Here is a 25,572-nt window from a genome sequence, read left to right as displayed (position 1 = left end):
ACGTGCCGCTGCGGTCGCAACGCTACTTGGACCGACCGCCGAATAACCGACCCAACAGTGAGGATGACTCTGACTCACTACTGTTCTCACTCGTAGTAGCGGCGTGCTCGCCCTGGCACTCCTCCTCCTGGCCACGGGTGGCAAGTTCGTCAGTGAGTCGCTTGACCTCCGCTTCGAGAGCGTCGATGCGCTCGGTTTTCTCCGTGAGTGTCGCCTCGAGCTCGTCGACGCGGTCGCTCAAGATCTGGTTCTTCTCGGCGAGATATGCGCGACTCCGCTCCGAGTCAGCAGCGCCGACGTCTGGCGACGATGTGGCGGGGATCTCGTCCGCGGTATCGTCGCCGGCGTCCGGGTCGTAGAACTCCGAAGTAGTCGCAATTGCTCGCTCGATGGTCTTCTCCCCATACGTCGACCCATCAGCGTAGTGGACCTCGTCCCACTTCTCTCGCATCAATCCCGACTGGCGAAACAGGTGATCCATCTGCGTCCGGTCGCCGCCGGTCCAGAACGCCAGCAGACAGCACAGCGCCATGTCGGCCTCGGACTGGCTGTCGTAGCCGGCTGTGTTCCCGTTCCAGAGCCGCTCGAACTTCTCGCCGTTCGATGCATTCCGCGCTTTCTCGAGGAGGTCCTCGTCTTCGAGGTCGACGTCAACGCCGGCTGCACCGGTCGTCGGTGACTCGTCGTCAGCGCTACCACGCTGTTCGGACTCTGCTGCCGTGTCACGCTCTGTCTCCTGAACGTACTCACGGTGAATCGCTCTGAGCGCGTCCTGTCGACGTGCGACGCACGTTGGTGTCCGCTCGACGTGATCGCCAGTGACGGTGAAAAATCGTGCCGTGTCGTACAGTTCGATGCTCCCGCGACGGTTCCGCCCCTCGGGAAGTTCGCCCCTGATGAGGACGTGATAGCCGGTGCCGGACGGTGACACCTCCGTATAGGAGTCGAGGCGCTCGATGATGTCTAGTGCCGCGTCGTCGACGTCGCCGGTTTCAGGATCACGGCAGTCGTCCAGGTCGACACCGACGATGGGATCGTCGTCGGTAAACACGAACCCAACGCCATCGGCGTGTGCCGTCTCGGTGTAGTCGAGCGCTGTCTCGAAGCTCGCCCAGGTCTCCGACTCTGTTGATGACGCGAACCCCCCACCTCCCGGCGTCACCGGAATCTTCGTCGACTTGCCGTCCCGCTCCTCTTCGCGCCAGCACACCCACTGGTCCCGTTCGCGTAGCGTCTCCGGAATCGCCTCCGATTCGTCGATACTACTCTCACTCATCCTCACATAGCACCTCGCATGGCTCTCACTGGCTCTGAGCCAGCACAGACTTCACGCTGCTCTGCGTGTCGATCCAATCCCTTGGTCCCAACGGGGAACCCCCGTTCTATCCTAGTTGGTTTTTGCCGTAACAGATCATTCAAATCAGTGAAATCCTGGGTCTGAGGCTCCCGATACGTGCATACAGCAAAATCTCTCCAGAATGCTTGTGTTACGGCATTTCGGTTGGTTGCCGTAACCCCTCTCCGTCTGCTGATTTCGGTGCTGCGGAGACGATATGCCTCGATGTTTCCGTAACGCGAGAGGCATTTCCTGTTATGCAAACTCAAATTTACATTTACGATATATTTGGCGCTGAGTGTGGATTGCATTGTATTCCCCTCCAGATCTATTCTGATTTGAGTGCAAGCCCCTCGTAGTATCGAACAGAGTCGCCGTTCTCATTGTCTGTGTTCCGCTCGAACGTGACATAGTTCCCGAGGCGACGGCCGAACCAGGGTTTGCTATCTGTATCAATCCCGTGAGCCTCAGCCCACTGCTCGTAGATTTCGTAGACATCTCCGGCGGCTACTCTGCTTTCCGGATCTTCGACGAGGTGTGTCTCTGCGAATCGCTCAACAACCGCCTCTGGATCCTCAGCAATATCGTCAATCGATGGCTGAGGCGCCTGCTGAATATGGTCTGCCTGTTCTCCTGTCGTTTCTTCGCACCCACTTGTGGTGACGGTATCGAGTAAGGTGTCCATCGAGTACGTACCGTCAGTATCGTACACGACCGGGTTGCCTTCTTCAGGGAGAATGACGATAGCGTACGACGTGGGGCTATAATCGGGTGTCTGGAGTTCGGCTTCGGGGACGAATGGCTTCTTGATACGCACCCAGTCGTTCTCGAACGCCGATTTCGTCTCGTAGATGTGTTGCTCACCGTGCTCGTATACGACGTACTCCTCGGCAGCGTGGTCGTAGCTGTAGATGGCTGGAACACGATCCTTCGAGAGTTTCCCAAGCGACGGGAGGCGGATGTATTCCGTCCCGCTGGCATCACGAAGGACGACCTCGTCGCCATCACGCTGCCAGATGTTCTGGGTCCCGTTCTCGTCGTCGCTCGCCGGTCGCACGGCCGTCACCCCACCTTCTTCGGTCGCTCCGCCGTTGAACGTGAGATTCGAGTCGGTCGTGTAGAACCGTGTCTCACCATTCTGGAGGGTACGGACGGGTGGTGTGAGAATGCCGTCGACACGCTTGGCCCACTCAGTTTCGTCGTTTCCTGGGCGAACGACAAACAGCGGGATATCCCCTGCTGCTTGGGCCTTCCGGAGATTCGTGAGCACCTTTGTGGGATTCTCGGGTGTCGTCGTTTCGACTTCGATGGCGAATCGGTCGTCAACGTCGGGGTGGCTCGCCCTCGCGTCAGGTTTCTCGCTGCCATCCTGTGCGAGGATCGAGACAGTGAAGCCGAGTGCGGTGAGCTCTTCTTCGATCTGGAGGAGTGCTGCGTCGTGAGCACTCCCACCAGCGGACTGCACGCTACCAGTATCGGGTGTCGAGACATCCTCTCCGGCTTCAGTGAGCCGGATGCGGAGCTCGTCGGCGTCGATATCGACGGTCGTATCGAGGTATCGTGATCGTTCTCGAATGTCCGCGAGTGCATCATACGATGGCGGCTCGGCGTCGACGTCGTCGAAGAGCCGTCTGAGTTCGTCGTCAACCGCTTCAACGGCCACCCAACCGTTCTCCTCACGGCATCCTTCTCGAAGCTGGAGACTCCGGACCACCGTCGCAATCGCGACGTCCAGGTCGTCGCTCGCGATATCGAGCACTCCGTGTCCGTCGGTCGGTGTTCTCGTTGTTGAGGCGTCTGTTGCAGCCGGCACGCCGTGTTCCTCGCTGATGTTCTCGTGCATCGAGGAGAGTGTCTCAGTGAACTGCTCCTCTTCACGCTCTGTGAGCGGAGATTCGCTCTCGGGGTGGCCCGGTGGAATCGGGAGTGGTTCGAGACTGAACGGATACGGCCCCGTTTCACCGAACGTCGGGCTTGGCAGGCTGGCGATCCACTCCCCTCGTGGCAACGAACGAATCCGATTGGCGAAATCCGCGGGGTCCATCTCTTCGTGGGCCATCGCTCGCGCCAGTTCCCGGTCGACGTTGATTTTCCCGATGAGTGAACTGCCGATGTTGTTCAGAGCATTCAGGTAGATCTTCCGCCCACCTTCAGCCTCCATCTGTTCGGGGAACTGCATCGACAGGCCAACAGAGAGCCGGAATCCCCGGCCTTTCTCGAGGAGATCATTCATGATGTCGGAGACTACGACCGACGCTGCCTCGTCGACGAGCAAGTTCACGACGTAGTCGTCCGAGTGCTGGGAGAGGGCCTGTTTGCGGTCCTTGAGAGCTGCATCGAGATTGGTCAGGATCACACCAGTCATGATCCGGGCAGCGTCGTCGCGGAGATCTCCGAGGTCGAAGAGGATGACCGTATCCTCGTCGAGGACATCCCGAAAGTCGAACTGGTTCTCGGTATTGTTGAAGATCTGCCGCAGGTGCGTATCCTGTGAGATGTAGGCGAGACGGTTTCCGACACCCCCCATCACGTTCGCGAAGGTGTTCGAATCTAACTGGAGTTGCCGTCGAATCGTCCGCGTGACTTCCTCGTCGCTCGACCGTGGGGCGTCGCCGATGTTCTCGTTCGGTGGCCCGGCCTCCCAGAGCTGGTCGACGACGTGTTCGAGCTGTCGGTGGGCAAAGTAATCCGTCGACGCTCGGTAGAGCCCGTTCTCACGCCCGTATTCCTCGTCGAACAGTGCCTTGATGAGTGTCTTGATGAGAGTTGGAGCCACAGTCGCCCGCTCGTAGCGGTCGGTTCCCATCACGAGCTTCAAAATCTCTTCGTAGTGGTCGGCCTTCCGTTGGACGGCGTCTTCGCGGCGCCGTCCGCTCTCCATCGACGGTTCGAGATCGAAAAACGAGAACCCGGGGAGGACGTCCGGAATCGGGAAGTGGACGACGTTCTCTTCGAGGTCGGTCATTCCGAACCGACGCGCGTGAGCCCGCATGTAATTCTGGGCCATATCGTCGTTTTTCGGGATGATGAGGATCGTCGGCCCCTCGGTGTTGTCGTACAGCGACAGCATATCGTTGATGAGGGCTTTCGACTTCCCAGAGCCGGTTGTTCCGAACCGGCCGTAATGAGTGGGCAGCAGTCCGGGTGGAATGTGTGTCGGCTCGTCTTCGGCCTCGCCGGTGTCGTCGAGGGCATACCCGATTGCCATCCCGTCTCGGAACTCACTCATGAGGTCTTGGTGCGGACGGGGCAACGGATTCCGACTCTGCTGTTCCGCACGCGTCCCCCGTGTCCCCTCGACAGTAAGCTGTTCCGAGGAGGGGACGAGTACGAAGTGCGCAAGTTCTCGGCCGCTCAGGACGAACTCCGGTCGGGTCTTTCCACGGCCAGTCGTGATCTCACGATCCAAGAGCCGCTGCAGCGCCGCTCGGGCGTTTCGTTCTTTCGTGGCTGCCCGGAAGCCGCTGTTGCGTACCCGTTCGGCCGCAACCTGGTAGTACGGTCCATCAAGCGGGTCGAATACCGGGACCAGTGATTGCATTCGCTCATCGAGATCATCGTGACCGTCACTACCGGATGGAATCCCGACTGCTCGAATGTTCGCGGTGAACGACCGCTTCGGATTTTTCGCCTCGATTGCCGCGACACGTTTTGCAACGGCGTCGCTCAGCTGGTTTCTGTCCCGGCTCTCCGACTGATCGTCGAGTTCGAAGAGGGAGCCAATAATCTCCTGTGCGAGTGTGTCCCGTCCGTCGATGACGTCCTCCTTGCGAAGGTCGGCATCGGACTGCCAGCTCTCGCGTCGTTGGAAGACGACTTGGAACGCTACTGGTGCTGTCGCCTCCATCAGGTGGTCGACGAGCGACGCGAGCGCACCTCCTGGCTGATCGACGGCTGGGAGTTCCGCTTCGTCGTCGGCAGTAAATGGCGAGAGTGAGGTCATCCAGTCCTGCTTCCGAGTCGCCGACCCCTGCCACCGTACGCCGAGTGGGGAGACGGATTCGGTTGCTGGCCGTGCGAGTATCGTCCCCTCCGATGTTACCGTTGGTTTGGCAAGTGTCGTGAGTGGCTCATCCTCGGGAATCGCATCTGGTGGGGCGAGTTCGAGGGCAGTATCGCCGATCTCGATGAAGTGGTCGGGAGACTGGTTGCCGACTGTTCCTCCATCCGCGACTGATTCGGCGTCTGCTGGCCCCGCTTGACTGTTGTCGTCAGTGCCACGTTCGTATTGCTCGTCAGGGCCGAATTCGTACTGGAGGTCGCCCGACTCATAGTGCTCGACGAATGTCTCGCGGTCGAATTCGACAGGCTGTACGAGTCGGGATGCAATGTCGACCTCGGTACGCTCGATGTCGAACGTCTCTGGATAGATCGACCGGAGCCGTTTCTCCAGGGTATCCAGATGGTCGTCGGCACCGTAGTAGAATTCGACGGGGTCATCTTTCCCCTCGCTCAGCGCGAGGAATTCGAAGCGTAGCGGTGTGTCGCTATGGAGCGGATTGAGTTTGTCAGCTAGGCCTGTCGAGTTCGTTGAGGTCAGTTTGTGGAGGCTCTCCAGTGCCTGCGGCAGACGCTCCGGATTGAGCCGTTCGGAGGTTGGCGTCACGCGAAGGTACTCACGCATCGTCGTCACCTCCCGTTTCGCCGCCATCAGTCTCTGTTGGCGTCCGCTCAGATTGGAGTTGTCCGTTGTCAGTCCCTCGGCGTTCAATCTCGTCTTGGAACGCCTGCACGTCCGCGTCCACGGCGTTCTCACCAGTCCCGGGGAGTGAGGATCGCCGTTGCTCGGTTGGGTCGAAGTCGATGACCTGTTTCTCCTTGGGCATCGCTTTGACCTGGATACCGCGCCACTCGCCGTCGACGCCCACCAGCGCCTCGGAGAAGCCGGCGTCCTCGTTACCAGGAACGGCGTCCTGGACGAACCGCATTTGCGCGTAATTCAGGCCGAATTCGTCGGCCCACTCCTCGTCCATCCCATCGAGGCGATGGAACTGCTTGACCGCACACTGATCCAGGATTGCCTCGGATTCGGCGTGCTCGAAGAACTCGTCGACGGTCTGCGTGACCAGCCGGATCGAGAGGTCGTGGTGCCGGTGGTGGCGGAACACCGTCTCAAGGAACGCCAGGCTCGCGGCGTCCTGCATAATGTAGCGTGCCTCGTCGATGTAGAACACGACCTCCTTCTCCGAGACTTTCGCCCGCTCGTACACCAGCGAGATGAGTAGCTGCATCGTCAGCGCCGTGCTGCTGTCGACGCTGCCCTCCTGCTGGGCGAGGTCGAGGTAGATGACCTTCTCATCCCGAATGTCGAAGTCGGACTGTTGGCCGAGGTTGGCGTGGCGACCGTCGTCCTCGAAGGGACGGAGCTGATCGAGCAGCCACGTTGCGTTCTCTTTGATCTTCCCCGCCTCCTCGTCGGACCGGACGACGAACTCCTCGGGGTCGTCGACCATATCTTCGAACACGTCCATCATCTCGCGGATGGTCGGACTCGGATTGCTGTGCGTCGAGATGTCGTCGGTGATCCCGTTGCGCTGGTAGGCACGTTTGAGGGCGAGTTCGAGCGTGGTGCGCCGATCTCCCAGTGAGATACCCCGGAGGGCGAAGAAGTTCGTGAGGAAGCTCATCGCGTCGTCGAGTTTCTCGTTGAACGGGCTCGCGTCCTCACCCATCGCCCGCTGGACGTGTTCGGGCGTCTCGCGGATTTCCAGCGGATTCAGACCGAGCGTCCCGCCAACCGTGATCCGCTTGGCGTCGAGCGCCTCTGAGACGCCGGCCCAGTTGTTCAATGGTTCGAGGATGATGCCGATGCGGTCCTTGCTCTGCTCAATCGACCGGATGAAGTTCTGCTTCGAACTGAACGACTTTCCCGACCCGGTGTCGCCGACGGTGAACATCGCGTAGCCGTTGTCCCGCGCGAACGGGTCGATGACCACCGGACTCTGGTTGTCCTTGTGGATCCCGAACTCGACGCCGCCTTCCTCGAGTATCGTCGCGTTGTGCGGCGAAGACAGTAACGCGCCGATGGCGCCGCCGAGTGCGATCGACGTCCGGCCGAACTCGTTGTCGCCGATGGGCGCGGCGGACTGGAGGGCGAGATCCTGGCGACAGATGGCCGTCTTCGGCGTGAGGTTCGCCGGGTCGTCCCGGAGCGCACTCTTGACCGTCTGGACGGCGTCTCTGAGGTCGTCTTTCTCGTCGGCCCGCACGGTGATGAACATCCCTTGGTCGAAGACGTTCGCGCCGTTCTCGACGGCCTTGTACGTCGCTGCAGCCTCGTTGGCGCGTTCCTGTAGGTAGGCACTCCGGATACTCTGTTCGAGGTCAGCGTCCACCTGAAGGTCGTCAGCGATGTCCTGCAGTTCGTTCCGGGCCCGCTCCTGATTTTTCGGCGTGATATGGGCCGTCAGATCGAACTGGACGTCGGTCATCTCGAAGAGGTCGCTCAGATACCCGTCGTTGGGATAGTCGGCATAGTTAGCGATGTACAGCGTCGACGTCCACTGCTCACCGACCTGTGCGGCTCGCGTTTCCCACTCAATCGCCGCCGGCGCGGTCACCGTCTTGTGTGACTCGGAGATGTCGTCGAGGAGCTGGCGTTCGGCCTCGCCTTCTTCGAGTGTCTCCTCGTCGAGGACATCGGTAAAGTCCACGTCTGGTTCATCATCCGCAGTGAAGCGGTCCCAGAGGTACTTACTGCCGACGCCAAGGCCGAGACCCACTGCAAGGGCAAGTACTGCACTCTCTGCTGGCGTCAGATTCTGGAGCCACCCGGCGACGGTGCCAAGCGCGCCACCACCAGTCTGGAGGATCACGTTACGCATCGTGTGGGTCCTCCCGGCGCGAGTGGCCGATGATCGATTGGTCGCGAACGACACGTTCTGCATCATCGTAGTCGTGTTCGCGACCGTTCCAGAAGTCCATATTCAGGACGAACAGCTCGACCGTGCTGAGCCGGCGTGCGGACCACCCCGACGCTTGCTGGATGAACTCGGAGCGAACGTCGTTAACGCGACTGTCGAGCTTCTCGAACATCTGCGCACGGCGCTCGACGTCGGTGAGGTCCTCGCGGCGGGTGACGAACGGGTTGAACAGGAACCCGATGACCGGGAACTGGGTCAGCTTCTCTGCGGGGGTGCCCTCGTCGCGGAAGCGGTCGTACACTTCTATCGGGCTGACTTCAACGCCGATGTAGTACCGGACCTGCTGAATGCCCCGGTCACGCATCTCCTTCGGCCGTGTCTCCCGGTACTCTTCGAGGAGTTCCCGGAAGATCGGGTTCTCCGTGACGTCTTCGTCAGTGAGGCGCTCCTCGATGGTCTCGGTGATCTGCTCGACCGGGAAAGAACGGGTTGTGGCGTGGAGTTTGAGCTTCGAGTCCAGCTCTTTGTTAGCGAACTCTTCGCCAGCGTCCTGGAGCTGCGCCCAGTCGTCGGACATCGCGAAGTCCATGTTGGCCGGATCGATCTCGATGAACGCCTCCATCGCGCCGTCTTCACGCTGGATGGCACCAGCGCCCGGCCACGCCCGCTTGATGTTCGTGAGGTCCTGTGTCCGCTCGTCCGGCTTGAACGGCGTGTAGTTCGCGAGTCCGCCTTCGTTCCGCTCTGACTCGTTGGTACTCGTGTCGGCGTCGGCGGGCGCACTGAACGTGACCTGAGGCCGTTTGAGGTACCGATAGACGTCTTTGGTCCACGTCCAGGCGTTCAGGTGGGTTGGTGAGACGTAGATGACGGCGACGCCAAAGCCAAGCCCCCCAGCAACGAACGGGAGGGCCAGTGATTCGATCCCGGTGAGGCCAGCGATAAACAGCCCAATAATGGGGAAGGCGATGAGCATGCCGACGTCCCCTTCCTCGATATTGAGATACGGGATACGGCTCTCCTCGCCGAACTGATCCATGATGCGCCGTGCGGCCGCGTCTTGATCTGCTGACATTGTTAGTGGATTCCTCGATCAAACTCCATCCCACGGTCGTCACTCGCTGATTCCGCTGTCGCTCCACCTGGGTCATTCTCTGTCCGACGGTACGATGGCGTCCCGCCATCGTCTCCTCCATGCCCACCGCGGGCAGCCGCTTTTTGCGCGACGGCGTGGCCAGCGGCGGCTTTCGGCCCCCACCGAGCGGCGGTCGTCGCGACGCCGGCGCCACCGACGTAGGCTCCAGCGGCGACACCGCCAACGAGTGCTGCGCCTTTCGTTGCACCGCCGACGACTTTGGCCGTCAACGGGGTCGCGTATTTGAACGTCTTCCACGTGATGTAGAGGGCGACCAGCGGGAGGGACGCAGCAACGAGATATTTGAGGAACGCTGTTCCTGGTGTGAGAGTCCCACCGCCGTAGATCAAGTCGTACCCCTTGAGGACCATCGCTGCCGGGAGCGGGAGGACAGCCAACGGGACAAACCGTTTGCAGAACCCCATCGCGATATCGGATACGACCGGAATGTTTCCGTAGGCCAGTGCAAATGCAATCGGCATTCCGTACAAGTAGACATACAGCAGAATCATCCGAATGTAGAACAGCGCCTCCAGCGCCCACATCGAGATTCCACCAATCACGGCGAACAATAGCCCCAGTCCGGGGTTTGTGATGGATACTTCCAAGAATCCAATCATCGCCTCCGTAACCGAGGAAAGCTCCGGCATCAGGGCGATAGTGAATCCGTCAACGAGGTAGAGTGCAAGAGTTCCAACCCAATACCACGTAATGATTAGAAAAGCACCGACCCAGGCCGTCTTCTTCGTTTTTCGGGCTTCGTAGGTACTTCCAATATTGAAGATCCGAACCGTGTGACGGCCCTGAACGCTCATCACGAGGAGCAAGAGGGCAACCAGCATGATTTCGCCGCCGATGAGAGCATCGTGAATCGCTGGCCAGGGTGCATTGGTTGGTTCACCGAAAACAAAAGCTCCGTTCGTCTCTGGAGTAGGTGTCCCGAACATTCCCTCAGTCAGAGTTTCATACCCTGATCTGAGACCGTCCATGAACAGCCCAATGAACCACTCAACGACGCCCTTGATACCCTCAAGGACGACATCAATGAGATCGACCATCGTTATACCTCAGTGATCGTGACCTCACAATCAGTCATATCGTCGGAACCAGTGTATTGAACGTTGTAGGTGCTTGAGACCTGATTTCCACCGACCCGTGTCTCAACGATAACAGTAAACTGGCCACTATTCCCTTCTGGGGAGCATCCCATCCCGTCCTCAGTTTCTGTACCGAACGGAAACGAACTACTGAACAGGTCGGCCGTCTCACCAGGGGAGACTACTACCCGGTCGGTTTCGTGCATTCCACTGCCTCTGGGGTTCTCAATTGGATTGGGAACGTCCCCGGAGAAGATTAGTTCAGTTATCGCTTCCGGACCGCTTCCTGTGTTCTCTACCGTGACGAATGCCTCGCCATTCTTGATCCGGTCTGTCTCGGATTCACCATAGACTTCGTCCCACGGCTTATCTGGATTATTCCGATAGAGTCCGACATCCTGTATCTGAATCTCTGGACGGAGTTCAGTCGTGGTCTCAACTACTGTCTCCTCGCCTTTCAACGCGAGTACGCGGTACTCACCGGGCGCATACGCGGTGCCAATCTCGAATGAGACCTGCTGAGCACCTGCGGCTACGTCACGCTTCCCGAATAGCTCGCCGTTCGGTTGGATAAGATTGACTTGGTCGATGTCGGCCTCTCCGGAGAGTTCGACGACGAGTGTGGTTCCCTCGACAGCGACACGTGTGAGTGGGCCGTTGCCATCTGGAGAGGTCGTTCCGTCACCAGGCGTCCCAGAACCGCCATTGTCGTTCAGACAGCCAGCGACGCTTACGAGGGCAGCACCTGCGACTGTTCGGAGGGCGGTTCGCCGACTGATGTGTGGGTGGTTTCTAGTCATGACTATGGGTTCCGTTGGAAGATGTCTTCTGGACCGAGCATTCGGAGGATCCGCTTGCCTGCGTAGAACATCACAATAAACGGGATGAGCTGCCAGCCGACCTCGAAAATGAACGCGAACCAACCGTCGATGGTGCCGAGCGGATGCCACCGAGCAGTTGCCGTCGCACTCACATACGCGGGGTCGTGCCCGAGCCACGAACCCGGATGGTACCGAGCCGTGTAGATGCCCGGCTCGTCGATCGTCACAATCGCCACCCCGGAGGCGTTGGTCTCGACACGTTGCTCCGCGATGGTGATGTAGCCGTTGCGAGTGCTCCCGCCAATTGGATATCGTCGGTCGGGATCGCTGAGCACGATTGGTGCGCCGGTCTCGTTGTCTCGGAGTTCGATGCGGAGTGTGGCCTGACTTTCGTTCTGCTGGAGAACCTCAACAGTCAGATTACTGCGCCGGAGTTGCCGCTCAGAGCCAGCGTCAGGTGCCACAATTGAGGCGTTCACACCCCGCACGATCCCCGCTACCTGGAGCGCGTCGCGGTCGACGCTCTCGGCGCGAACCGCAACACCGTACGTCGTCGTGTACGACTGGTTGACGATGTCGATGTTGATGTTCTCACCGAGAGTGCCGTCCGGAGACGGTCGGTCAGTGCCCCAGGTGTCGATGATCTCTGGGCCATCGCGAACTGGTTCGGCACGCGGGCCAATTCGCGACGGATACGCGTGAACATAGACCGGAATCGCGTCAGACTCGACGGTGGCGCTGTCGGTCCGGTTCGACCTGACGAGTGTATCCCAGTTGGTGTTCCGTGCGGTGTAGAACCGCCAGACGCCACGCACTCGTGCGCTTCCATTTTCCGTGAGCGTGTACCCCTGCCACGGTCTGGACTGGAAGATAGCCAGACCGGCGTCACCATTGGGGTACTCGGCGTAGTAGGGGTACGCCGAGAGGTCGTAGATCTCGACGGCGATCGAATCCGAGACGTTGAGCGATTCGGTTCGGTACGTGACCTCGACATCGGTCTCGTCGCCTCGGTCGATTCGCGTGGTCTTCTTCAACCGGACGCTGATCTCGGCTTCAAGCGTGAGGTTTGCACTCCAGTCATCCTCGATCTGGTAGTCGAGGGCCGGCGTGTGCGAGCCGTCGCGCTCGACGATGGTTTCGCCGTCCTTCTGCAATCGAACCTCCTCGACCTCGTTGCTCGTGAGCGACCACTCGATCGTCGTGTTCCCCGAAGAGCTTCCGTTCGGGACGCGAACGCGATAGTCGACGAACCCCCGCATCGTGCCGTTCGGCGCGATATAGAGCGGTGTGTCACCCGACTCCAAGTGACCTCGCGTCGACGGCTGTACTGCGAACACCGTGGCGTGGGCGTCCTCGATAAACACGCCATCTTCGAGCGACGCGTGGCGCGGATGCACGGACGTATCCGACCCACCGGCTTCGAGATCAGCGAAATCGTTTCGCGTCCACGTTGCAGCTGTCGCCGGCGGGCGCGTGAACGTGATGTCCGTCCCGTTTGCGAGCTGGTGCATCGCGGTCCGACTCTCGCCGTAGCGCTGCTGGTACTCTTCCTGGGTGATGTAGTTGTCCGCGTCGCGAGACCACAGCGTCGCTGATTCATTCTCAGTGAGCCCATTTCCCTCCGTGCCTGGCCGTGGCGGGCTTGCAGTGACGAGACCTGTGACTAAACTCGTCACGAACAGGGCGGCCATTAGCACGGAGAGCTCTCGTTGTTTCATGGGGGCTCGCGACGGGGATGGTAGTCGTCTACCAGGGGGCGAGGTCGACGCACTGCGCCAGCGGGAGGTTCATCATCGACCCAGCGACGGTGTAGAGTGGTCCGAGGGCGACGAGGACGACCGCAGACTTCATCGCGGAGCGCTTGTGGCGCTTGAGTCCCTTCTTCTGGTCGGGCGTGATCGTGAACATCTCGATGAGGGAGTCGGCCTGCCACACGACTGCGAGGCCGACAATACCCAGCGCTGTGGTAAGCTGGAAGAAGCCCTCAATCATACCCGGGAGGTTGTCCGCGCTACAGACGGCGTTCGTCTGTGCGGCGGCGGGTTCCACAGCGAACAGGCTCAAGAAGACCACGATGAGCGTGGCCTGTCTGGGGATCCTACTCGCCGCCGTGGACTGGCTGTCGGCGCGATTCGAAGCTGTCTCGGAGGGCGTATTGTCCTGTGACATAGCGGGTTACTCCTCTGCGTCGTCGACGAGTGCTTTGAGATCGGCGTAGCGATTGGTCTCTTCGACGATTTCTTCTTTCGTGTAGCCCTGTTCGCGGGCCCGTTCGAAGAGATCTCGAAGCTCGTCAGGGTCGACGTCGCGAAGCTCCATCTCGTCTCGGAGGGCGCGGCGATAGAGGGCGGAACCGTTGATATGGCTGTTCCACGTCAGATACAGATCATCGATGTCTTCGATGGTGACTGCCCGTGTGATCATATGTGCGGGGTGGGTATGCACCGGTTGAGCCCCGGTCCATGGTGGTGCGATAGCTAGAAGATCGGTATATGCTTTCTGGCCACCAACTGGCGCAAAAATCTAAAGTAAATTATAACCGGAGAGTCCGTTCACCTTGCAAAGGTACCGTTAACCAACAACGGGGTTAGATGCCGTTGTCTGTTGGTTAAGGTTAGGATGGCCTCTACTCGAGTTCCACGACCTCTCCACGCCCGTTGTCGAGGATTTCTCGCACCTCGGCCAAGAGTTCCTGACCTTCCTCGTGGAGCCTTGTCCCTTCATCGAGGTCACACTCGTCCGCATCGAGCTGCTCAATGATTTCTTCGACACGGGCCAGCCGGTCGTGGATCTCTTGGTCGTTTGCCACGCTTAGATCACCCCCAACCAAAGCCCAGTGATGGCCAACAACAGCAACAACAGCACAGCGATTGCGGCCTTGTAGTAGACCGGCGGGAGGCCCTCGGGTACGGCCGCCTCGTCGACTGCTTCAGCAAGCTCTCGTTCATGTTCGTGCTCCTGCTGGAAGGTTTCGTACGCAGCGTCGAGTTGCTGTGCCAGCGGCTTGACCTCGCCCGCGAAGAACTCCTCGCGGGAATTCACGATATACTCGCCAGCGGCCGTCGGCGTGATCGTTGCCACATCCGCGACCTGATCTGCGATTAACCGGTCGTCAGTATGCCCGATCGCCGTGACGGTCGGGGTGTTCGCGGTGAAGATAGCTTCCGCGACCCGCTCGGTGTTGAACGCCTGGAGGTTCGAATCACTCCCGCCGCCACGGCCGACGATGATTGAGTCGACGTCCTCGGAGCGGTCCAGATGATGGATGCCGTTCGCGATGGACGTGGGCGCCTCCGACCCCTGGACGGTGGCGTCCTTCACCAGGATGTCGACGGTAGGGTCCTGTTCGTGAATCGCGTTCTGGATGTCATAGCGGGCATCGCCACGGAGGGAGGTTACGACCCCAACCCGCTCTGGGAACGCCGGCGGGCGCTGTTTCTGCTCGTCGTCGAACCAGCCACGCTCTTCGAGTTCACTTCGCAGTCGTTCGACAGCAGCTGCTTGATCGCCGTCGCCGACGACGATCACCTTCCACGGTTTGAGGTCGATTTTCCCACCTTCGGTCCAGTAATCGATATCGCCTTCGAGGATGACTTCAGTCCCGTCCTCGAGATCGACGTCCATCTCCCGGTAGCGGTTCGCCCAGATCATACAGGGGAGCTCGGCGCCGCCGTCGGTGAGCGTGAAGTAAAGCGCCGTACTGTTCTGGTGGAGGTCAGTGACTTCGCCAATACAACGGACGCCGTTGAGGGCAGGCGTGTCCTGGACGACCGACGCGATCCGGTCGTTTAGCTGTGACACGCTGAGAACCTCTTTCGCGTCGGGGTCGACCGCCTGCCGTTCGGTATCCGGTGCGTCCGCCATCTCCGTTTCCTAACTTCTGTACAGGAACCTCAAAAAGCTACGTTCGAGTGACGGGGGTTGGCTACGCTAAGCGGGCCTACAGGTCGCGGGGCTGGACCGTCTTCCGGTCATTCGCTTCGGCACGCTCTGCGGCGTCGTCGAGCAGTCCGGCGACCTCTTCGTTGAGGGCGTCGTAGAAATCTGCCGAGACGTTGTGGTCCGAGAGTGCGTCCTTCACGGCTGCTTTGACGATTAGGTCAGACATTCCATCGCGGACTTCTCTTGTCCGCTATATAAATGTTCGAAGTTCATAAGTGGAATTTCCACCCTGTCGTATCGGATATTCGCCTCTGAGTACCAGAGAAAACATATGCCACCCCTCAAAAACGGGAAACAGACAGATGCACGATCTGACTGGGTTCCAGCGGGACATCTTGTACGTAACCACCGGGCTCGAGGAACCACACGGGCTCGCAATCAAGGACGAACTCGACGACTATTACGAACAGGAAATCAACCACGGCCGCCTCTATCCGAATCTCGACGACCTCGTCGAGAAAGGACTGCTCGAGAAGGGTGAACTCGACAAGCGGACGAACGTGTACACGGTCACGCAACGCGGATTGCGGGAGATCGAGGCGCGACGTGAGTGGGAAAGTCAGTATTTAGAAGACGTGAACGCACCCACTCCGTCGTAGAATCATTATAAAAGCGGGACTGCTTTACCCACTTCCCACGAATCCACAGTAAGATGGCTCGGCTCGTCTTCTATCACCACCCACAGGCCGAGAATTTCTCACTCAAATATAGCTCGGCATCGGTAGCAGAAATCCGGTCTCAGCGAGAGCAATCTGACGAGTCGACAAAGCTCATCGGGTACCCCTTCGAAGCTCCAGTCTATGTGCTCTACGAAGGCGATTCAGAGATCGAATCTGCCCAAGACATCGACTTCGATCAGGAATGGCTGAGCGACCGTATTCGTGACCTCCCCCGTGCTGGGCAGGTTGTCGCATTCCGATTAGTAGAGTTGCTCGAAGCCGCGGTCGATGTTCGAGATGAGGATGAGTTCCGGCTCTACAAGGAGTTCGAACCGCAAAAGGTCCAGCAGGCACTCGATCACGTCTCCTGGGGAGCACCACTTCCGACCGTCTCTGGAGAGGTGATGTCGAATTTGATCCTCCGTCATTCCCTCCCGAATGCGAATCATCGAACTGGCATCGCGATGCTGCAGTTCTGTATTGAGAGTGTGGACCCGGATTTTGAGATGCCACGAACGCACGTCGACGACGATTCCTGGCGAGAGTGGGTCGATCCCTATATCGTCGATTCCAAACGGCTCATCACGGTCCGCCGGAACAACCTCCGTTTCAAGCAACTCGAAGAGTTGGACGTCGACCTCGTCGAACGGAAAGATGGGATCCAAATCCGATTAGCCGAGTTCGAGCTGGATATGCACTGGCGAGAAGCCCTGTCGAAGTACGCTGAGCAGCATGAATCCCACTGTACGGACTTCGCGGAGGCAGTCCTCAAACGTGCAGAGCGGGACGATCTGCTCGACTGTCAAGGACCGACGAAACAAGAGTTCATCACGTATCTGGAGGACGGACTCGTCGAACGGGACTTCAGAGAAATGTTCTGATCAGTCGCGAAGCTCGGCGACCGACTGACCAACCTCACGGACGTGTTCACTTCGCTCGAGGTCAAATTCCTCAGCGAGGTAGTCAACCGTCTCTTCGAGACTCATACTGGAAAGGAGTCTGCCAAGCGGTATAAACCTAGTGCTGATCTCTGTTACTCTACCTCAATTCAACTTTCGAGTGGGATTGGAACCCATTCTGCGAAACCTGTAGTTAGGCGTCAGAGATGGCCTTACAAGTCGGTGTACCGATTACGACTGGCCATCCCCCAAGCGTGATATCCTTTGGACGTAGCAACGACAGACCCTCTGCTCGGAATTCCCGTTCTTTCTCGAATCCGATTGTTCCGCCATTAACTCGATAGGTTAGACGATCAGTCCTGTCGATTGCCTCCCGAATTTCTTGGCTTGAGCTCCCGTCCTGGCTCTCATACAGGTTTTTCGCAGCTAGAATATCTGCATCACCAGTTCGCTCATGATTAATGGGGATTACTTCTTCTAGAGGCCGATCGTTGCCATTCCGATTTGCAGTCTCTACGTCCGTCGTGACAAGGGGGATTGGTCCATCAGAGTCAACGAGGTCTTCTAATGCAGGCCAAGAGAGCACCGGGTTTTCCATCAAAACGCCAGCTTGGCGGTCATACACAGTTTCGTAGTCTTTCCCATTTTCGTCTCTGTCTTTGAATCCGCGTAGCGTAGACCAGAAAATCCCGTAGCGGGTAGGAGCGAGGATCACAAAGCACGGCCTGTGAATCTCGAGGTCTGCGCTATGGCGCTCCTCTAATGTGTCTCGTAGAGCCTCAGAAAGCTCCCAAGAGGATTGTAGATCGCTCTGAAGATTCTCAACCCCCGTCCCATACCAAGAGAAATTCTTGCAAATGGCTGTGTAATAGAGGCTCCCCGGATCTGTGCTGACATCGATCATTTGGGATGCCCGAGTCAGTCGATCCAGTATCTGATCCGGAGATTCGTAACCCTCTGTAGGGAAATGGACAACAACCCCTTCATCACCACGAAGGGGATCATATGTCATCGGAGCATGATAGGGGACAATACTACCATAGCCACCTAGGGACGTTGGTCTATCCTCAAGAGGGCTGTTTCCCATAACAACTCAAATTGTTCCCGTGTCGATTGTATACCTTTGGGAGTATGTGGATTCGCCTGATTGCAAATCTGACAGGGGATCGTATTCACACCAAGAGGCAGAGGTTGGATAGTCACTTTTCGATATCCTTTGGTCCTGGCTACCTCAAGGAGGTCAATATGAAGGAACTCGATTTGGAGAACCCGTTGGCAGACTTATGGCGTCGCAATTTCGCATTCGGTTACTGGGATAACCGAATCAAGAAACTCAACCCCTACAATCGCTACGACGGAATGGACTCGCTCTATATTCTAGCTCAGTTATCCGATCTATATGCCCACCTGTTCGCGGTGAATGCTCGGAATCCAGAGCAGCCCTGGATGATGGTGAAAGAGGATACCTATACACGGGATATCGCCAGTGTCCTTGATGAGCTTACAGTTGAAATTGATGACGGCGAGATGGTTTCAGTTAGCCGCTTAGCGGAGGAGCCGGAGGATCTAATTGAGTTTGAGCAGGTCATCGATGAAATAGATGCAACAGACCGGGAGATGATCGCACGAGAGTTCTTAGGGTGTTCCGCAGTCTACGACGAGGAAACAAATGAATTAGACTTCGTTGAAGATCCCGACCTACATATCGCAGCTGCGAATGCCGCCCTCAATTTTTGGCGAGGATTCCGACCGCTACTGAATGATTTGAAGCACGGATTTCGCGTTCTATCAGTCACGATGGCGGATATTGAGTGGCTTTGGGAAGAGGGGCTTTTCGGACAGTTGGATACCGAGGTTGAAGACCTAATAGACGACATGGAAGCTGTACAGCAGGACCAATGGGGCTTCTTTTTTCTTAGACTCCAAACGGAATCGCTGGGGAACCGACATTACGACGCTGAGTTGAACCTCTACCATGTGAACAGTGAGGTGTGCAAGCAGATGTCGAAGGTGATTTTGAATCTTGTCTACAACCTGATTATGGGGCGAGAAGGCGGACAAACTATAGCAGAACCGATGTCAGAAGCAATAGAGCAGTCCAGTTCTACAGATGTCTACTCAATCCAGACCTTAGAGCATCTAATTACGATGAGTCTCCAAGTAGAAGAGCCAATGTAGCTCCCCATATCGGCATATGGCACTAATTTGTGGTATTCGTTTTCAGAGATAGTCTACCCGACCATCCTACCTTGCTCATGGATATAGTCCAAGAGACGACGATACAGATCGGCACAACTTGTAGAAGTATCGCGGTGGGGAGCGATTGAGGAGAGTGTATCCCAATCACCAACTAATACGAGTCGCTTCTTTGCACGAGTGAGTGCAACGTTCAATCTACGAGGCCCCTCATTTGGGAACGCCAAGAACCCAGAGTTGTTCCGATCATTACTCACCGTAAAAGAGACAATGATTACCTCTCGTTGACCTCCTTGGAAGGAGTCAATGGTTTGCACCTTGATTTTCTCTGCTGTATCTGCATCAAATTCTGAAGCCAGCTCACTCTCTACGAGACCTTTCTGACCAGTATATGGCGTGATCACTCCAACGTCACTTGCATCAACTCCGGCGTTCAGTGATCTCTGAACTTGTGCAACGACTACCTCCGCCTCGGATGGATTTTCACGTGAATTCCCTTGATTAGATTCCGGGTTGGAGATATTTATTCCAACTAGAGGTTGTAACCCGGAGATAGTCGCCGATCTGTTCGGTTCACCGTGGAGCAAAAGTCCATCGTAGAACTCCTTATTAGAGAAATTGGCGATAGATTCGTGCATTCGGTATTGCCTTCTAAGTGTGGTTTTTGCATCGTCTCCGAATCGGTCCAATATATGCTCAAACAATGACGGATAGAACGCTTCATCTGACGCGGTTTCAGCAGAATGGTACGGCGGGAGCTGCTTATGGTCGCCAGCCAACACAAACTTTGATCCAAGCTGAAATGGGACTGCAGTTGCCGGGATACTCGCCTGCGTTGCCTCATCAACCACAATTAAGCTAAATCGGGCCAGATCAAGTCGATCTGCGCTGTTGGTCGTCGTTGCAACAATCTGAGCCCGGTCCGTCTCTTCATCTGCATAGTGGGTGGAAACAACTCGAGACGTGATTTGGTCTCGCCGGCCGATTCGTGCCATTCGGTATCCTTCTGCTTGGATTATCCCGTGGAGAGACTCCTCGTCAGGGTTATCCGGACTGCTCTCTCCAGCGATCAGATTATCTACTGCTTGATTTGAGTGTGCACAGACTAAGATACGTTCCCCCGACTCGACTGCGGACTGGATGACCGCTGTTAGTGTTCGGGTCTTTCCTGTTCCTGGTGGCCCATGAATACAGTACGCATCCTCTGCTCGAAGAGCATTAATCGCTGCCCGACGCTGGTAGGAATTCAATTCGAGCGAAGTATTCAGTGAAACCGATAAGGGTGCATCGAACGAGAGAGATGAATCACCTGCTAGAAGCTGCTTGCCCGAACTGGAGTCGGCCATCTGTCGGAAAGCCGAACGCTCGCGCTGGAAAGCAATATTTCGGTCGAGGATCGCAACAGAAACCCGGTCTGCCCGTCGGAGATCATCCTTCGCTTGAGAAGTCCGAGTTGTCGCCTCCCAGTCAAGCTCTATGTTGAAATCACTCAACCCGACACGCGTAACGATGCCCGGTACGACCGGCGAATTCGAATCACCACCTGACGCAACCCCGACAATGTTGCCCTCGTGGATTCCGTAAGTCGATTGGACTGGATTACGGTGCGTTCCAGACCCTGGTGCTGAAACAGAAATACGATCCTCAGCTAAACGGGAGTATCCCGCAGAAGCGATTCCATCTCCGCCTTGTTCCCGCTGCAGTCTATCGATAGACATTCCTCTATTGGAGTCCCAGACAGACCGTCGTTCCGCCTCCAACTCATTCGCCATCGCCTGCTCCGTTGCGTCGATAAAGTCATCATATTCATCATCCGATAGGGGATCAACAGCCGAGAGTTCCCGTGGTGGTTGTGGCGGACGATCATCGAAATACTCAGAAGGCAAGTATGAGGGTAGCTCAGATGGCGAATAACTAGAGTGCCAGAACCGCATTCGATACGCTAGATACGTCAATGCAGCCTCTCTGATCTCTCGGAAATCATCCCCGCCCGTGTTAGCATTCAGAAAGTGTAGCTCATGTGGGTCAGAATCCTCACTAAGTAGGGTCTCGTCAGTTTCTCGGCGATAAATAAGATATTCTCCAGTCAGCTCTGCCGAATCATCCTCGTGGAGAGGAATAAATACCTGACCACCTTGCTGAACCAGTGTCTTTTGGACGCGAAAGGCATTGATGATCTCTCCGACTGGAATCGGTTCCTCGAGGTTCCAAGAATCATCGGACTCGATCACAGACGTAGAGACAGACAGCTGAGAGAGCTGATGGTCGCCTTCAAGAAATGACTCGGTAACTGAATCCAAGTAGGCCTCCATAGTCGAGGAAGATACGCTACCGTAGTATAAAACACGGGCAACGCACTGTTAGGCTAATCTCCCTGATGAGAGGTGCATTACCTCGATCTCTGAGCTAATTTTCTCTACTTCTGACTACCATCCCTATGGTTCTATCTGAAAGCAGTCTGGGCAATAGTCCCAGTCCGCTTGTTCGTGGTGAGATCGGTTGTTACACTTTCGTGGATTTCCATTTAGGTGGTCCAATCCCCAATCCGGGTTTGGAGCTTTTCCGAACAACATTGCCGCCTCCGTCTCCCCCTGCCCGGTGTGGTTCGTGAGAAGGTGAACAGGGCAGTGCTGGCATTTCCAGAGCGCGACGTCGACGCGATCATCGTACCTTCGTTTGATGACTTTCTTTCTCCTCCATTCGTGAATGCCGTGTGGTCCGCGACACGGTGCGACATCGGTACGGTTTGCTAATGCACCCTCAAACGATCTTCCACGACCGAACGAGTCGCCGTTCTTCCAGTCGTCAAAATCGTCCGCAACATCGGGATAGGGAATAACAGCGTCACGAAGAACTTCGATGTCGACCTCTGGTGCGAGCACCCCCTCGTAGTCGTATACGAACCTGGTTAGTTCATGATCGTACCGCCGGCGTGATCCGCACCACCAGCAGTATTCGTATTCGTACCCATCCGGATGCGCATATCCTGGTACTTGGCTCCAATTGTGGCTCCCGTATTCTTCGACGAAATGGCAGCCTCGAGATTCCTCCTTCCAGTCGAGATTCGCTTCAACACGAGTGTCGAACTTCCACGGGTCGTACTCACGGATGGTGAAAGCACGACCGTCGTCGGCTCGGAACGCGTTATCGGCGACCTGGTAGTCCAGCTGCTCGTCACCAAAGTCTTCAGACTCCAACCACGCGACTGAGTACCCCGCTGAAAGGTAATCGTGGGTGGTCCCTTCGATGTCCTTGCTGTGGTGCTTGTGTTGAACCTCGATGATGAGGCCGCCTCCGAAGAAGGGGTTTTCCTCATTGAACTCAACGAGGGCGTCGGCCCGTCGAGTCTCGGGGGTTGTCGGCGTCCCTGTCGCGTCGATTGTGATTTCAGCCCCGACGCGTGCTGCATTCGGATATTGGTCAGCAAGCGTAGCGACCGCCAGTGCCGTACAGCGAGCGTGGGTATCTGATTCTCCCTGGCTCGCCTTTGAACAGGACTCAGTTGCGTCGTCGGCTGCGTGATAGAAGTGGCGGGCACGGTGGTCGCCGTCGCGAGGATAAAGGATACCTCGGCACTCAGGACATTCGACGGGTTCCTGATCGTCGACCTCTGTAGGGGTGACAATCTTCCCGTCGTCGAGTGCTCTGAACGGCACGGTCAACTGAAACAAAATACGTGGTCTGCTTGAACGTTCCGCTGTTCCAGAGTTTCAGAAGAGAAGGAGGATGCCGTATTAAGTACCAGTCGGTAGAGACAGACAGGCCACGTTCTAATCAGAGGAGAGACAGCCTGGATCCGCTGATACTGACTCTTAGTTGAGAACTTACTATCTCACATAGGGATTCAGCAGTGGGTTACGGGATAGTACCTGTGCTGATTTCAATACCGATCTACGCTTCGGTAGATTGCCGCTGAGATCAACTGGTGCTACCGGGTGGCGATGAGGACGCCAACTGACTCACTGATGATTTCGACATCCGTGAGCGTGAAGCCTGCACCTGCGAGGAGATTGGCGACGGTCCCAATCGGTGGCAGTGTTTCGTAATCGTTTGAGGTCTGCGTGGGCCCGAAGTGCATTTTGTCGGCCACCACTATACACCGCGGGTTCACGGTCGCGAGTCCGTCAATGGCTGCACGTAATTCGTCCTCACCACCTTCGTCGTAGGCCATATACAGCGCGTAGCTTGCAACGACGACATCGACCGGTTCGTCGACGTTGGGCTCACGGAACGACCCATGGTCGAACGAGACGTTCTCGACACCGCGTTGCTCGGCCTTCTCTCGGGCGTACTGGAGCCACTCGTCGGAGATGTCCCGTCCGACCACGTGGTCACACTCCGACGCGAGTTCGAGCGCGACGATACCGGTTCCCGTCCCGATATCTACCACGGTATCGTTGCGGTTGATCGGTGCGTGGGTGAGAAGATAGGACAGGCACCGCTGGTACACCTCGTCATTCTCGCTATCCACATCGTAGTCCATCGGAGAGTAGCCGTGAGACTCGATTTCTGTGTCGGTCATCGGTACGATGAATAGGCTGTACTGATGAATAAAGGTCCCAAGAATCATCGCTGACACGTACGACCGACTCGTCGGAGCCAGTGAGTGGTGGATTCGCTCCCAGTCCCAGCACAACTTACGCTATCTGCCGTGGTAACGTGACAGCGATTGTAGTTCCCTCGTCACTGGTCGCTTCGACAGTGACCGAGCCGCCGTATCGTTCGGTGAGAGTTTTCACGAGGTAGAGGCCGAAGCCGTGATCACCCTGGTCAGCCGCCTCGAACAGATTCTCGAGAACGTGGTCCGGAATGCCTGGTCCGTTATCGGTGATGCGAACCGTCGCCGTTGCATCCTCCCGCGCGACGGCGACATGGATTTCTGGTGGAGTGCTGGGGTTGTGAACGACAGCATTCCGTAGTAGATTGCTGAACACGGACGGGAGCAATGCGTCGGCACGAACAGTGACACCAGCGGGGATGTCAGTCTCGACGTGTACTTCTGGATAGGCTGACTGAAGCGAAGTCACTTCCTGTTCGAGGACAGTCGAGAGGCTCTTTGTGGTCAACGTGTCTTCGTCATTGCGTGTGGCCTCGAGATACGCTCTGACGTTCTGGATGAGCTCGATGGCGGCGTCAGTTTGTCGGATGACCGTTTCGAGCTCAGTTGCGGTTTCCCCGTCGACATCGTCTAATAGCAGCTCAGTCCGGCCACGAATGACGGTGAGGTCGTTCGCCAGGTCATGTCGAAGGAGATGGTTGAGTTGCTCAAGTCGTTCGCGTTGCTCTTCAGCGTGGTCTTTGGCAAGGCGTTCCCGTTCGGCATCGCGGGCTCGTTCGATAGCGAGGGCTTCGTTGATACCTGCGAGGAGTCCACCGAATCCCCCGACACCTGTCGCTATGACAATTGCTAATGGAGGTGAATCGATAGTAATCGACGTACTGGCGATCATCAGTAGCGGAACGAGGGCAATTCCGATGGCAGTGATGGCCATCCAGCCAGCGATCCGCCGATACCGGGCGGGTGACAGATGGCTCTGGTTCACCCAGTACGCGCCGCCAAGAATTATCGTGCCGGGGATACCGAAGAACAGCAAATGAATCGCTGGTTGTTGTGAACTGAAGAGGAACGCGACTGCACTACCGATGAGGTGAATGATACCGAACGCTCCGATGGGCACGGCACTCCAAGTACGGAGGTTCAGATATCGCGTTGGAGACAATGAGAGGGACATGGTCTAAGCTTTCAGATAGTTGTTTCAAGCTGTTTTGAGAGTCCAACGTCAACTCTTCGAATTTCTCTCAAAGAAGGGGTCAGCTTGACTAGTCTCAGGAACGGCTCGTGTGACCACCTCTGGAGTGGGATTGTCTTCATGTTTCGTCCTCTAACTCATCAAATGCGGCTGGTGGGAGTGTATGGCCACAGGGTGATGCCTCAGCTGACTGCGGTCCGACGAGACGAACAGTCGCTGTTGCACCGCAATGTGGGCATCCATGCGTTCTGAGTTCCACCGCTCCGAGCGGTTCAGTCGAGAGTGTTGGTTGTCCCCTCATCATTTTGTCTCACTCCGAGAAGTCTTGACCCGGCACTGCGATTGGTTATGGAGTATCCTCATCTTCGTATCAGGCGAGGTATGAACCGAGCGCGGGCGAACGCCGAAAGCGATGGTTTCACGGAGAATATCCTGGCTCACTATCGCAGTACTATCAGACTCATGGCTAATGAATCCTTATATCGTTATCTAAATACACTCATATAATATCTCCATCATGGGGTTTCGATGCTACTAACCACAGGTTTCGCGTTCGACTCCCGGGATGCGCCCCCGAATCCCGTGGTTGACTCGCGTTGATATGATTGCGCTCGAATATCTCGCCGGGCACGAACAGTCGGACTTCGAGCAGTCGCCCTCACTCATCGCGACGAACATCGGGAAATCTGCGGGCCACGTCCGCCGGCGAATGCGAACGCTCAGTGCGGCGGGCCTCGTCGAGCGGACGAATGATACAGCCGGCTATTACGCAATTACGGAGCTCGGACGCCGATATCTCCAGGGTGAACTGACCGACGCCGAGATCACGTCACTCCGGACATTTGATCCAGACAACTACTAAGCAGACTGCTCC

At 57.1% G+C, this 25,572-nt stretch carries 21 protein-coding genes; 4 read left to right on the top strand and 17 right to left on the bottom strand.

The window, feature by feature from the left end; genetic code table 11:
- Positions 1–22 precede the first annotated feature (22 nt).
- From KZ498_RS22550 to KZ498_RS22495, 12 genes are all read right to left on the bottom strand, one after another.
- A complete protein-coding gene (locus KZ498_RS22550; protein ID WP_144906863.1) occupies positions 23–1,276 on the bottom strand; it encodes a hypothetical protein in 1,254 nt (417 codons plus the stop codon).
- 388 nt (positions 1,277–1,664) lie between these two features.
- Positions 1,665–5,987 (bottom strand): conjugal transfer protein, encoded by a 4,323-nt coding sequence (locus KZ498_RS22545; RefSeq protein WP_312621776.1) that lies wholly within the window; start codon positions 5,985–5,987, stop codon positions 1,665–1,667.
- Positions 5,953–8,160, bottom strand: a complete 2,208-nt coding sequence (locus tag KZ498_RS22540; RefSeq protein ID WP_312621775.1) for a transferase — start codon at positions 8,158–8,160, stop codon at positions 5,953–5,955. Before KZ498_RS22540 ends, KZ498_RS22545 begins: the two co-directional genes overlap by 35 nt.
- Positions 8,153–9,274, bottom strand: a complete 1,122-nt coding sequence (locus KZ498_RS22535) for a hypothetical protein (RefSeq protein WP_312621774.1) — start codon at positions 9,272–9,274, stop codon at positions 8,153–8,155. The genes KZ498_RS22540 and KZ498_RS22535 overlap by 8 nt, the downstream gene beginning before the upstream one ends.
- A 2-nt stretch (positions 9,275–9,276) precedes the next feature.
- Positions 9,277–10,392, bottom strand: coding sequence for a hypothetical protein (locus KZ498_RS22530; RefSeq protein WP_096396456.1), 1,116 nt, complete (start codon positions 10,390–10,392; stop codon positions 9,277–9,279).
- A gap of 2 nt (positions 10,393–10,394) precedes the next feature.
- Positions 10,395–11,231, bottom strand: a complete 837-nt coding sequence (locus tag KZ498_RS22525) for a hypothetical protein (RefSeq protein ID WP_312621773.1) — start codon at positions 11,229–11,231, stop codon at positions 10,395–10,397.
- A gap of 2 nt (positions 11,232–11,233) precedes the next feature.
- Positions 11,234–12,970 carry a hypothetical protein gene (locus KZ498_RS22520; protein WP_312621772.1) on the bottom strand — a complete coding sequence of 579 codons (1,737 nt, stop codon included), beginning with the start codon at positions 12,968–12,970 and terminating at the stop codon, positions 11,234–11,236.
- 28 nt (positions 12,971–12,998) lie between these two features.
- The gene (locus KZ498_RS22515) at positions 12,999–13,421 is read right to left on the bottom strand and encodes a hypothetical protein (RefSeq protein ID WP_277524655.1); all 423 of its coding nucleotides are present in this window, start codon (positions 13,419–13,421) and stop codon (positions 12,999–13,001) included.
- A 6-nt stretch (positions 13,422–13,427) separates the two neighbouring features.
- Positions 13,428–13,676: a hypothetical protein gene (locus tag KZ498_RS22510; RefSeq protein WP_095637961.1), complete on the bottom strand. Its 249-nt coding sequence runs from the start codon at positions 13,674–13,676 to the stop codon at positions 13,428–13,430.
- A gap of 202 nt (positions 13,677–13,878) precedes the next feature.
- Positions 13,879–14,061 (bottom strand): exodeoxyribonuclease VII small subunit, encoded by a 183-nt coding sequence (gene xseB, locus KZ498_RS22505; RefSeq protein ID WP_119712814.1) that lies wholly within the window; start codon positions 14,059–14,061, stop codon positions 13,879–13,881.
- Between the two features lie 2 nt (positions 14,062–14,063).
- Positions 14,064–15,116 carry an exodeoxyribonuclease VII large subunit gene (xseA, locus tag KZ498_RS22500; RefSeq protein ID WP_119712813.1) on the bottom strand — a complete coding sequence of 351 codons (1,053 nt, stop codon included), beginning with the start codon at positions 15,114–15,116 and terminating at the stop codon, positions 14,064–14,066.
- A 76-nt stretch (positions 15,117–15,192) separates the two neighbouring features.
- Complete coding sequence (locus KZ498_RS22495) at positions 15,193–15,360, bottom strand: DUF1931 domain-containing protein (protein WP_119712812.1); 168 nt, start codon at positions 15,358–15,360, stop codon at positions 15,193–15,195.
- 136 nt (positions 15,361–15,496) lie between these two features.
- Here KZ498_RS22495 and KZ498_RS22490 point away from each other — a divergent pair, with 136 nt between their 5' ends.
- Both KZ498_RS22490 and KZ498_RS22485 read left to right on the top strand, forming a co-directional pair.
- The gene (locus tag KZ498_RS22490) at positions 15,497–15,793 is read left to right on the top strand and encodes a PadR family transcriptional regulator (protein WP_119712811.1); all 297 of its coding nucleotides are present in this window, start codon (positions 15,497–15,499) and stop codon (positions 15,791–15,793) included.
- A gap of 53 nt (positions 15,794–15,846) precedes the next feature.
- Entirely contained in the window at positions 15,847–16,734 is an 888-nt protein-coding gene (locus tag KZ498_RS22485; protein WP_119712810.1) for a hypothetical protein, read from the top strand.
- Between the two features lie 211 nt (positions 16,735–16,945).
- Here the strand turns inward: KZ498_RS22485 and KZ498_RS22480 are convergent, their stop codons facing one another.
- Positions 16,946–17,839, bottom strand: a complete 894-nt coding sequence (locus tag KZ498_RS22480; protein ID WP_147374892.1) for a hypothetical protein — start codon at positions 17,837–17,839, stop codon at positions 16,946–16,948.
- Between the two features lie 158 nt (positions 17,840–17,997).
- Here KZ498_RS22480 and KZ498_RS22475 point away from each other — a divergent pair, with 158 nt between their 5' ends.
- Positions 17,998–18,930 carry a hypothetical protein gene (locus KZ498_RS22475; RefSeq protein ID WP_147374891.1) on the top strand — a complete coding sequence of 311 codons (933 nt, stop codon included), beginning with the start codon at positions 17,998–18,000 and terminating at the stop codon, positions 18,928–18,930.
- 53 nt (positions 18,931–18,983) lie between these two features.
- Here the strand turns inward: KZ498_RS22475 and KZ498_RS22470 are convergent, their stop codons facing one another.
- The 4 genes from KZ498_RS22470 to KZ498_RS22455 form a co-directional block, all read right to left on the bottom strand.
- Entirely contained in the window at positions 18,984–21,260 is a 2,277-nt protein-coding gene (locus tag KZ498_RS22470) for a DEAD/DEAH box helicase (protein WP_119712808.1), read from the bottom strand.
- A gap of 123 nt (positions 21,261–21,383) precedes the next feature.
- On the bottom strand, positions 21,384–22,604 hold the full coding sequence (locus KZ498_RS22465) for a competence protein CoiA (protein WP_119712884.1): 1,221 nt from the start codon (positions 22,602–22,604) through the stop codon (positions 21,384–21,386).
- 272 nt (positions 22,605–22,876) lie between these two features.
- Positions 22,877–23,470, bottom strand: a complete 594-nt coding sequence (locus tag KZ498_RS22460; protein WP_199708847.1) for a class I SAM-dependent methyltransferase — start codon at positions 23,468–23,470, stop codon at positions 22,877–22,879.
- A gap of 115 nt (positions 23,471–23,585) precedes the next feature.
- A complete protein-coding gene (locus KZ498_RS22455) occupies positions 23,586–24,680 on the bottom strand; it encodes a HAMP domain-containing sensor histidine kinase (RefSeq protein ID WP_312621758.1) in 1,095 nt (364 codons plus the stop codon).
- A gap of 619 nt (positions 24,681–25,299) precedes the next feature.
- Here KZ498_RS22455 and KZ498_RS22450 point away from each other — a divergent pair.
- Positions 25,300–25,560, top strand: a complete 261-nt coding sequence (locus KZ498_RS22450) for an ArsR family transcriptional regulator (protein WP_147374890.1) — start codon at positions 25,300–25,302, stop codon at positions 25,558–25,560.
- The last annotated feature ends 12 nt before the right edge of the window (positions 25,561–25,572 follow it).

Origin of the sequence: Haloarcula sp. 1CSR25-25 (genome assembly GCF_032027985.1) — an archaeon.
Taxonomy (GTDB): Archaea; Halobacteriota; Halobacteria; order Halobacteriales; family Haloarculaceae; genus Haloarcula.
This window is presented reverse-complemented; position numbering and strand designations above follow the sequence as displayed.

Coding starts and splice junctions, on each gene's coding strand:
- KZ498_RS22520 (WP_312621772.1), bottom strand. CDS start 12,970: ATGAAACAACGAGAGCTCTCCGTGCTAATGGCCGCCCTGTTCGTGACG.
- KZ498_RS22495 (WP_119712812.1), bottom strand. CDS start 15,360: ATGTCTGACCTAATCGTCAAAGCAGCCGTGAAGGACGCACTCTCGGAC.
- KZ498_RS22545 (WP_312621776.1), bottom strand. CDS start 5,987: ATGGCGGCGAAACGGGAGGTGACGACGATGCGTGAGTACCTTCGCGTG.
- KZ498_RS22450 (WP_147374890.1), top strand. CDS start 25,300: ATGATTGCGCTCGAATATCTCGCCGGGCACGAACAGTCGGACTTCGAG.
- KZ498_RS22510 (WP_095637961.1), bottom strand. CDS start 13,676: ATGATCACACGGGCAGTCACCATCGAAGACATCGATGATCTGTATCTG.
- KZ498_RS22515 (WP_277524655.1), bottom strand. CDS start 13,421: ATGTCACAGGACAATACGCCCTCCGAGACAGCTTCGAATCGCGCCGAC.
- KZ498_RS22480 (WP_147374892.1), bottom strand. CDS start 17,839: ATGGGAAACAGCCCTCTTGAGGATAGACCAACGTCCCTAGGTGGCTAT.
- KZ498_RS22530 (WP_096396456.1), bottom strand. CDS start 10,392: ATGGTCGATCTCATTGATGTCGTCCTTGAGGGTATCAAGGGCGTCGTT.
- KZ498_RS22470 (WP_119712808.1), bottom strand. CDS start 21,260: ATGGAGGCCTACTTGGATTCAGTTACCGAGTCATTTCTTGAAGGCGAC.
- KZ498_RS22550 (WP_144906863.1), bottom strand. CDS start 1,276: ATGAGTGAGAGTAGTATCGACGAATCGGAGGCGATTCCGGAGACGCTA.
- KZ498_RS22490 (WP_119712811.1), top strand. CDS start 15,497: ATGCACGATCTGACTGGGTTCCAGCGGGACATCTTGTACGTAACCACC.
- KZ498_RS22535 (WP_312621774.1), bottom strand. CDS start 9,274: ATGTCAGCAGATCAAGACGCGGCCGCACGGCGCATCATGGATCAGTTC.
- xseA (WP_119712813.1), bottom strand. CDS start 15,116: ATGGCGGACGCACCGGATACCGAACGGCAGGCGGTCGACCCCGACGCG.
- KZ498_RS22460 (WP_199708847.1), bottom strand. CDS start 23,470: ATGACCGACACAGAAATCGAGTCTCACGGCTACTCTCCGATGGACTAC.
- KZ498_RS22475 (WP_147374891.1), top strand. CDS start 17,998: ATGAAGGAACTCGATTTGGAGAACCCGTTGGCAGACTTATGGCGTCGC.
- KZ498_RS22455 (WP_312621758.1), bottom strand. CDS start 24,680: ATGTCCCTCTCATTGTCTCCAACGCGATATCTGAACCTCCGTACTTGG.
- KZ498_RS22485 (WP_119712810.1), top strand. CDS start 15,847: ATGGCTCGGCTCGTCTTCTATCACCACCCACAGGCCGAGAATTTCTCA.
- KZ498_RS22525 (WP_312621773.1), bottom strand. CDS start 11,231: ATGACTAGAAACCACCCACACATCAGTCGGCGAACCGCCCTCCGAACA.
- KZ498_RS22540 (WP_312621775.1), bottom strand. CDS start 8,160: ATGCGTAACGTGATCCTCCAGACTGGTGGTGGCGCGCTTGGCACCGTC.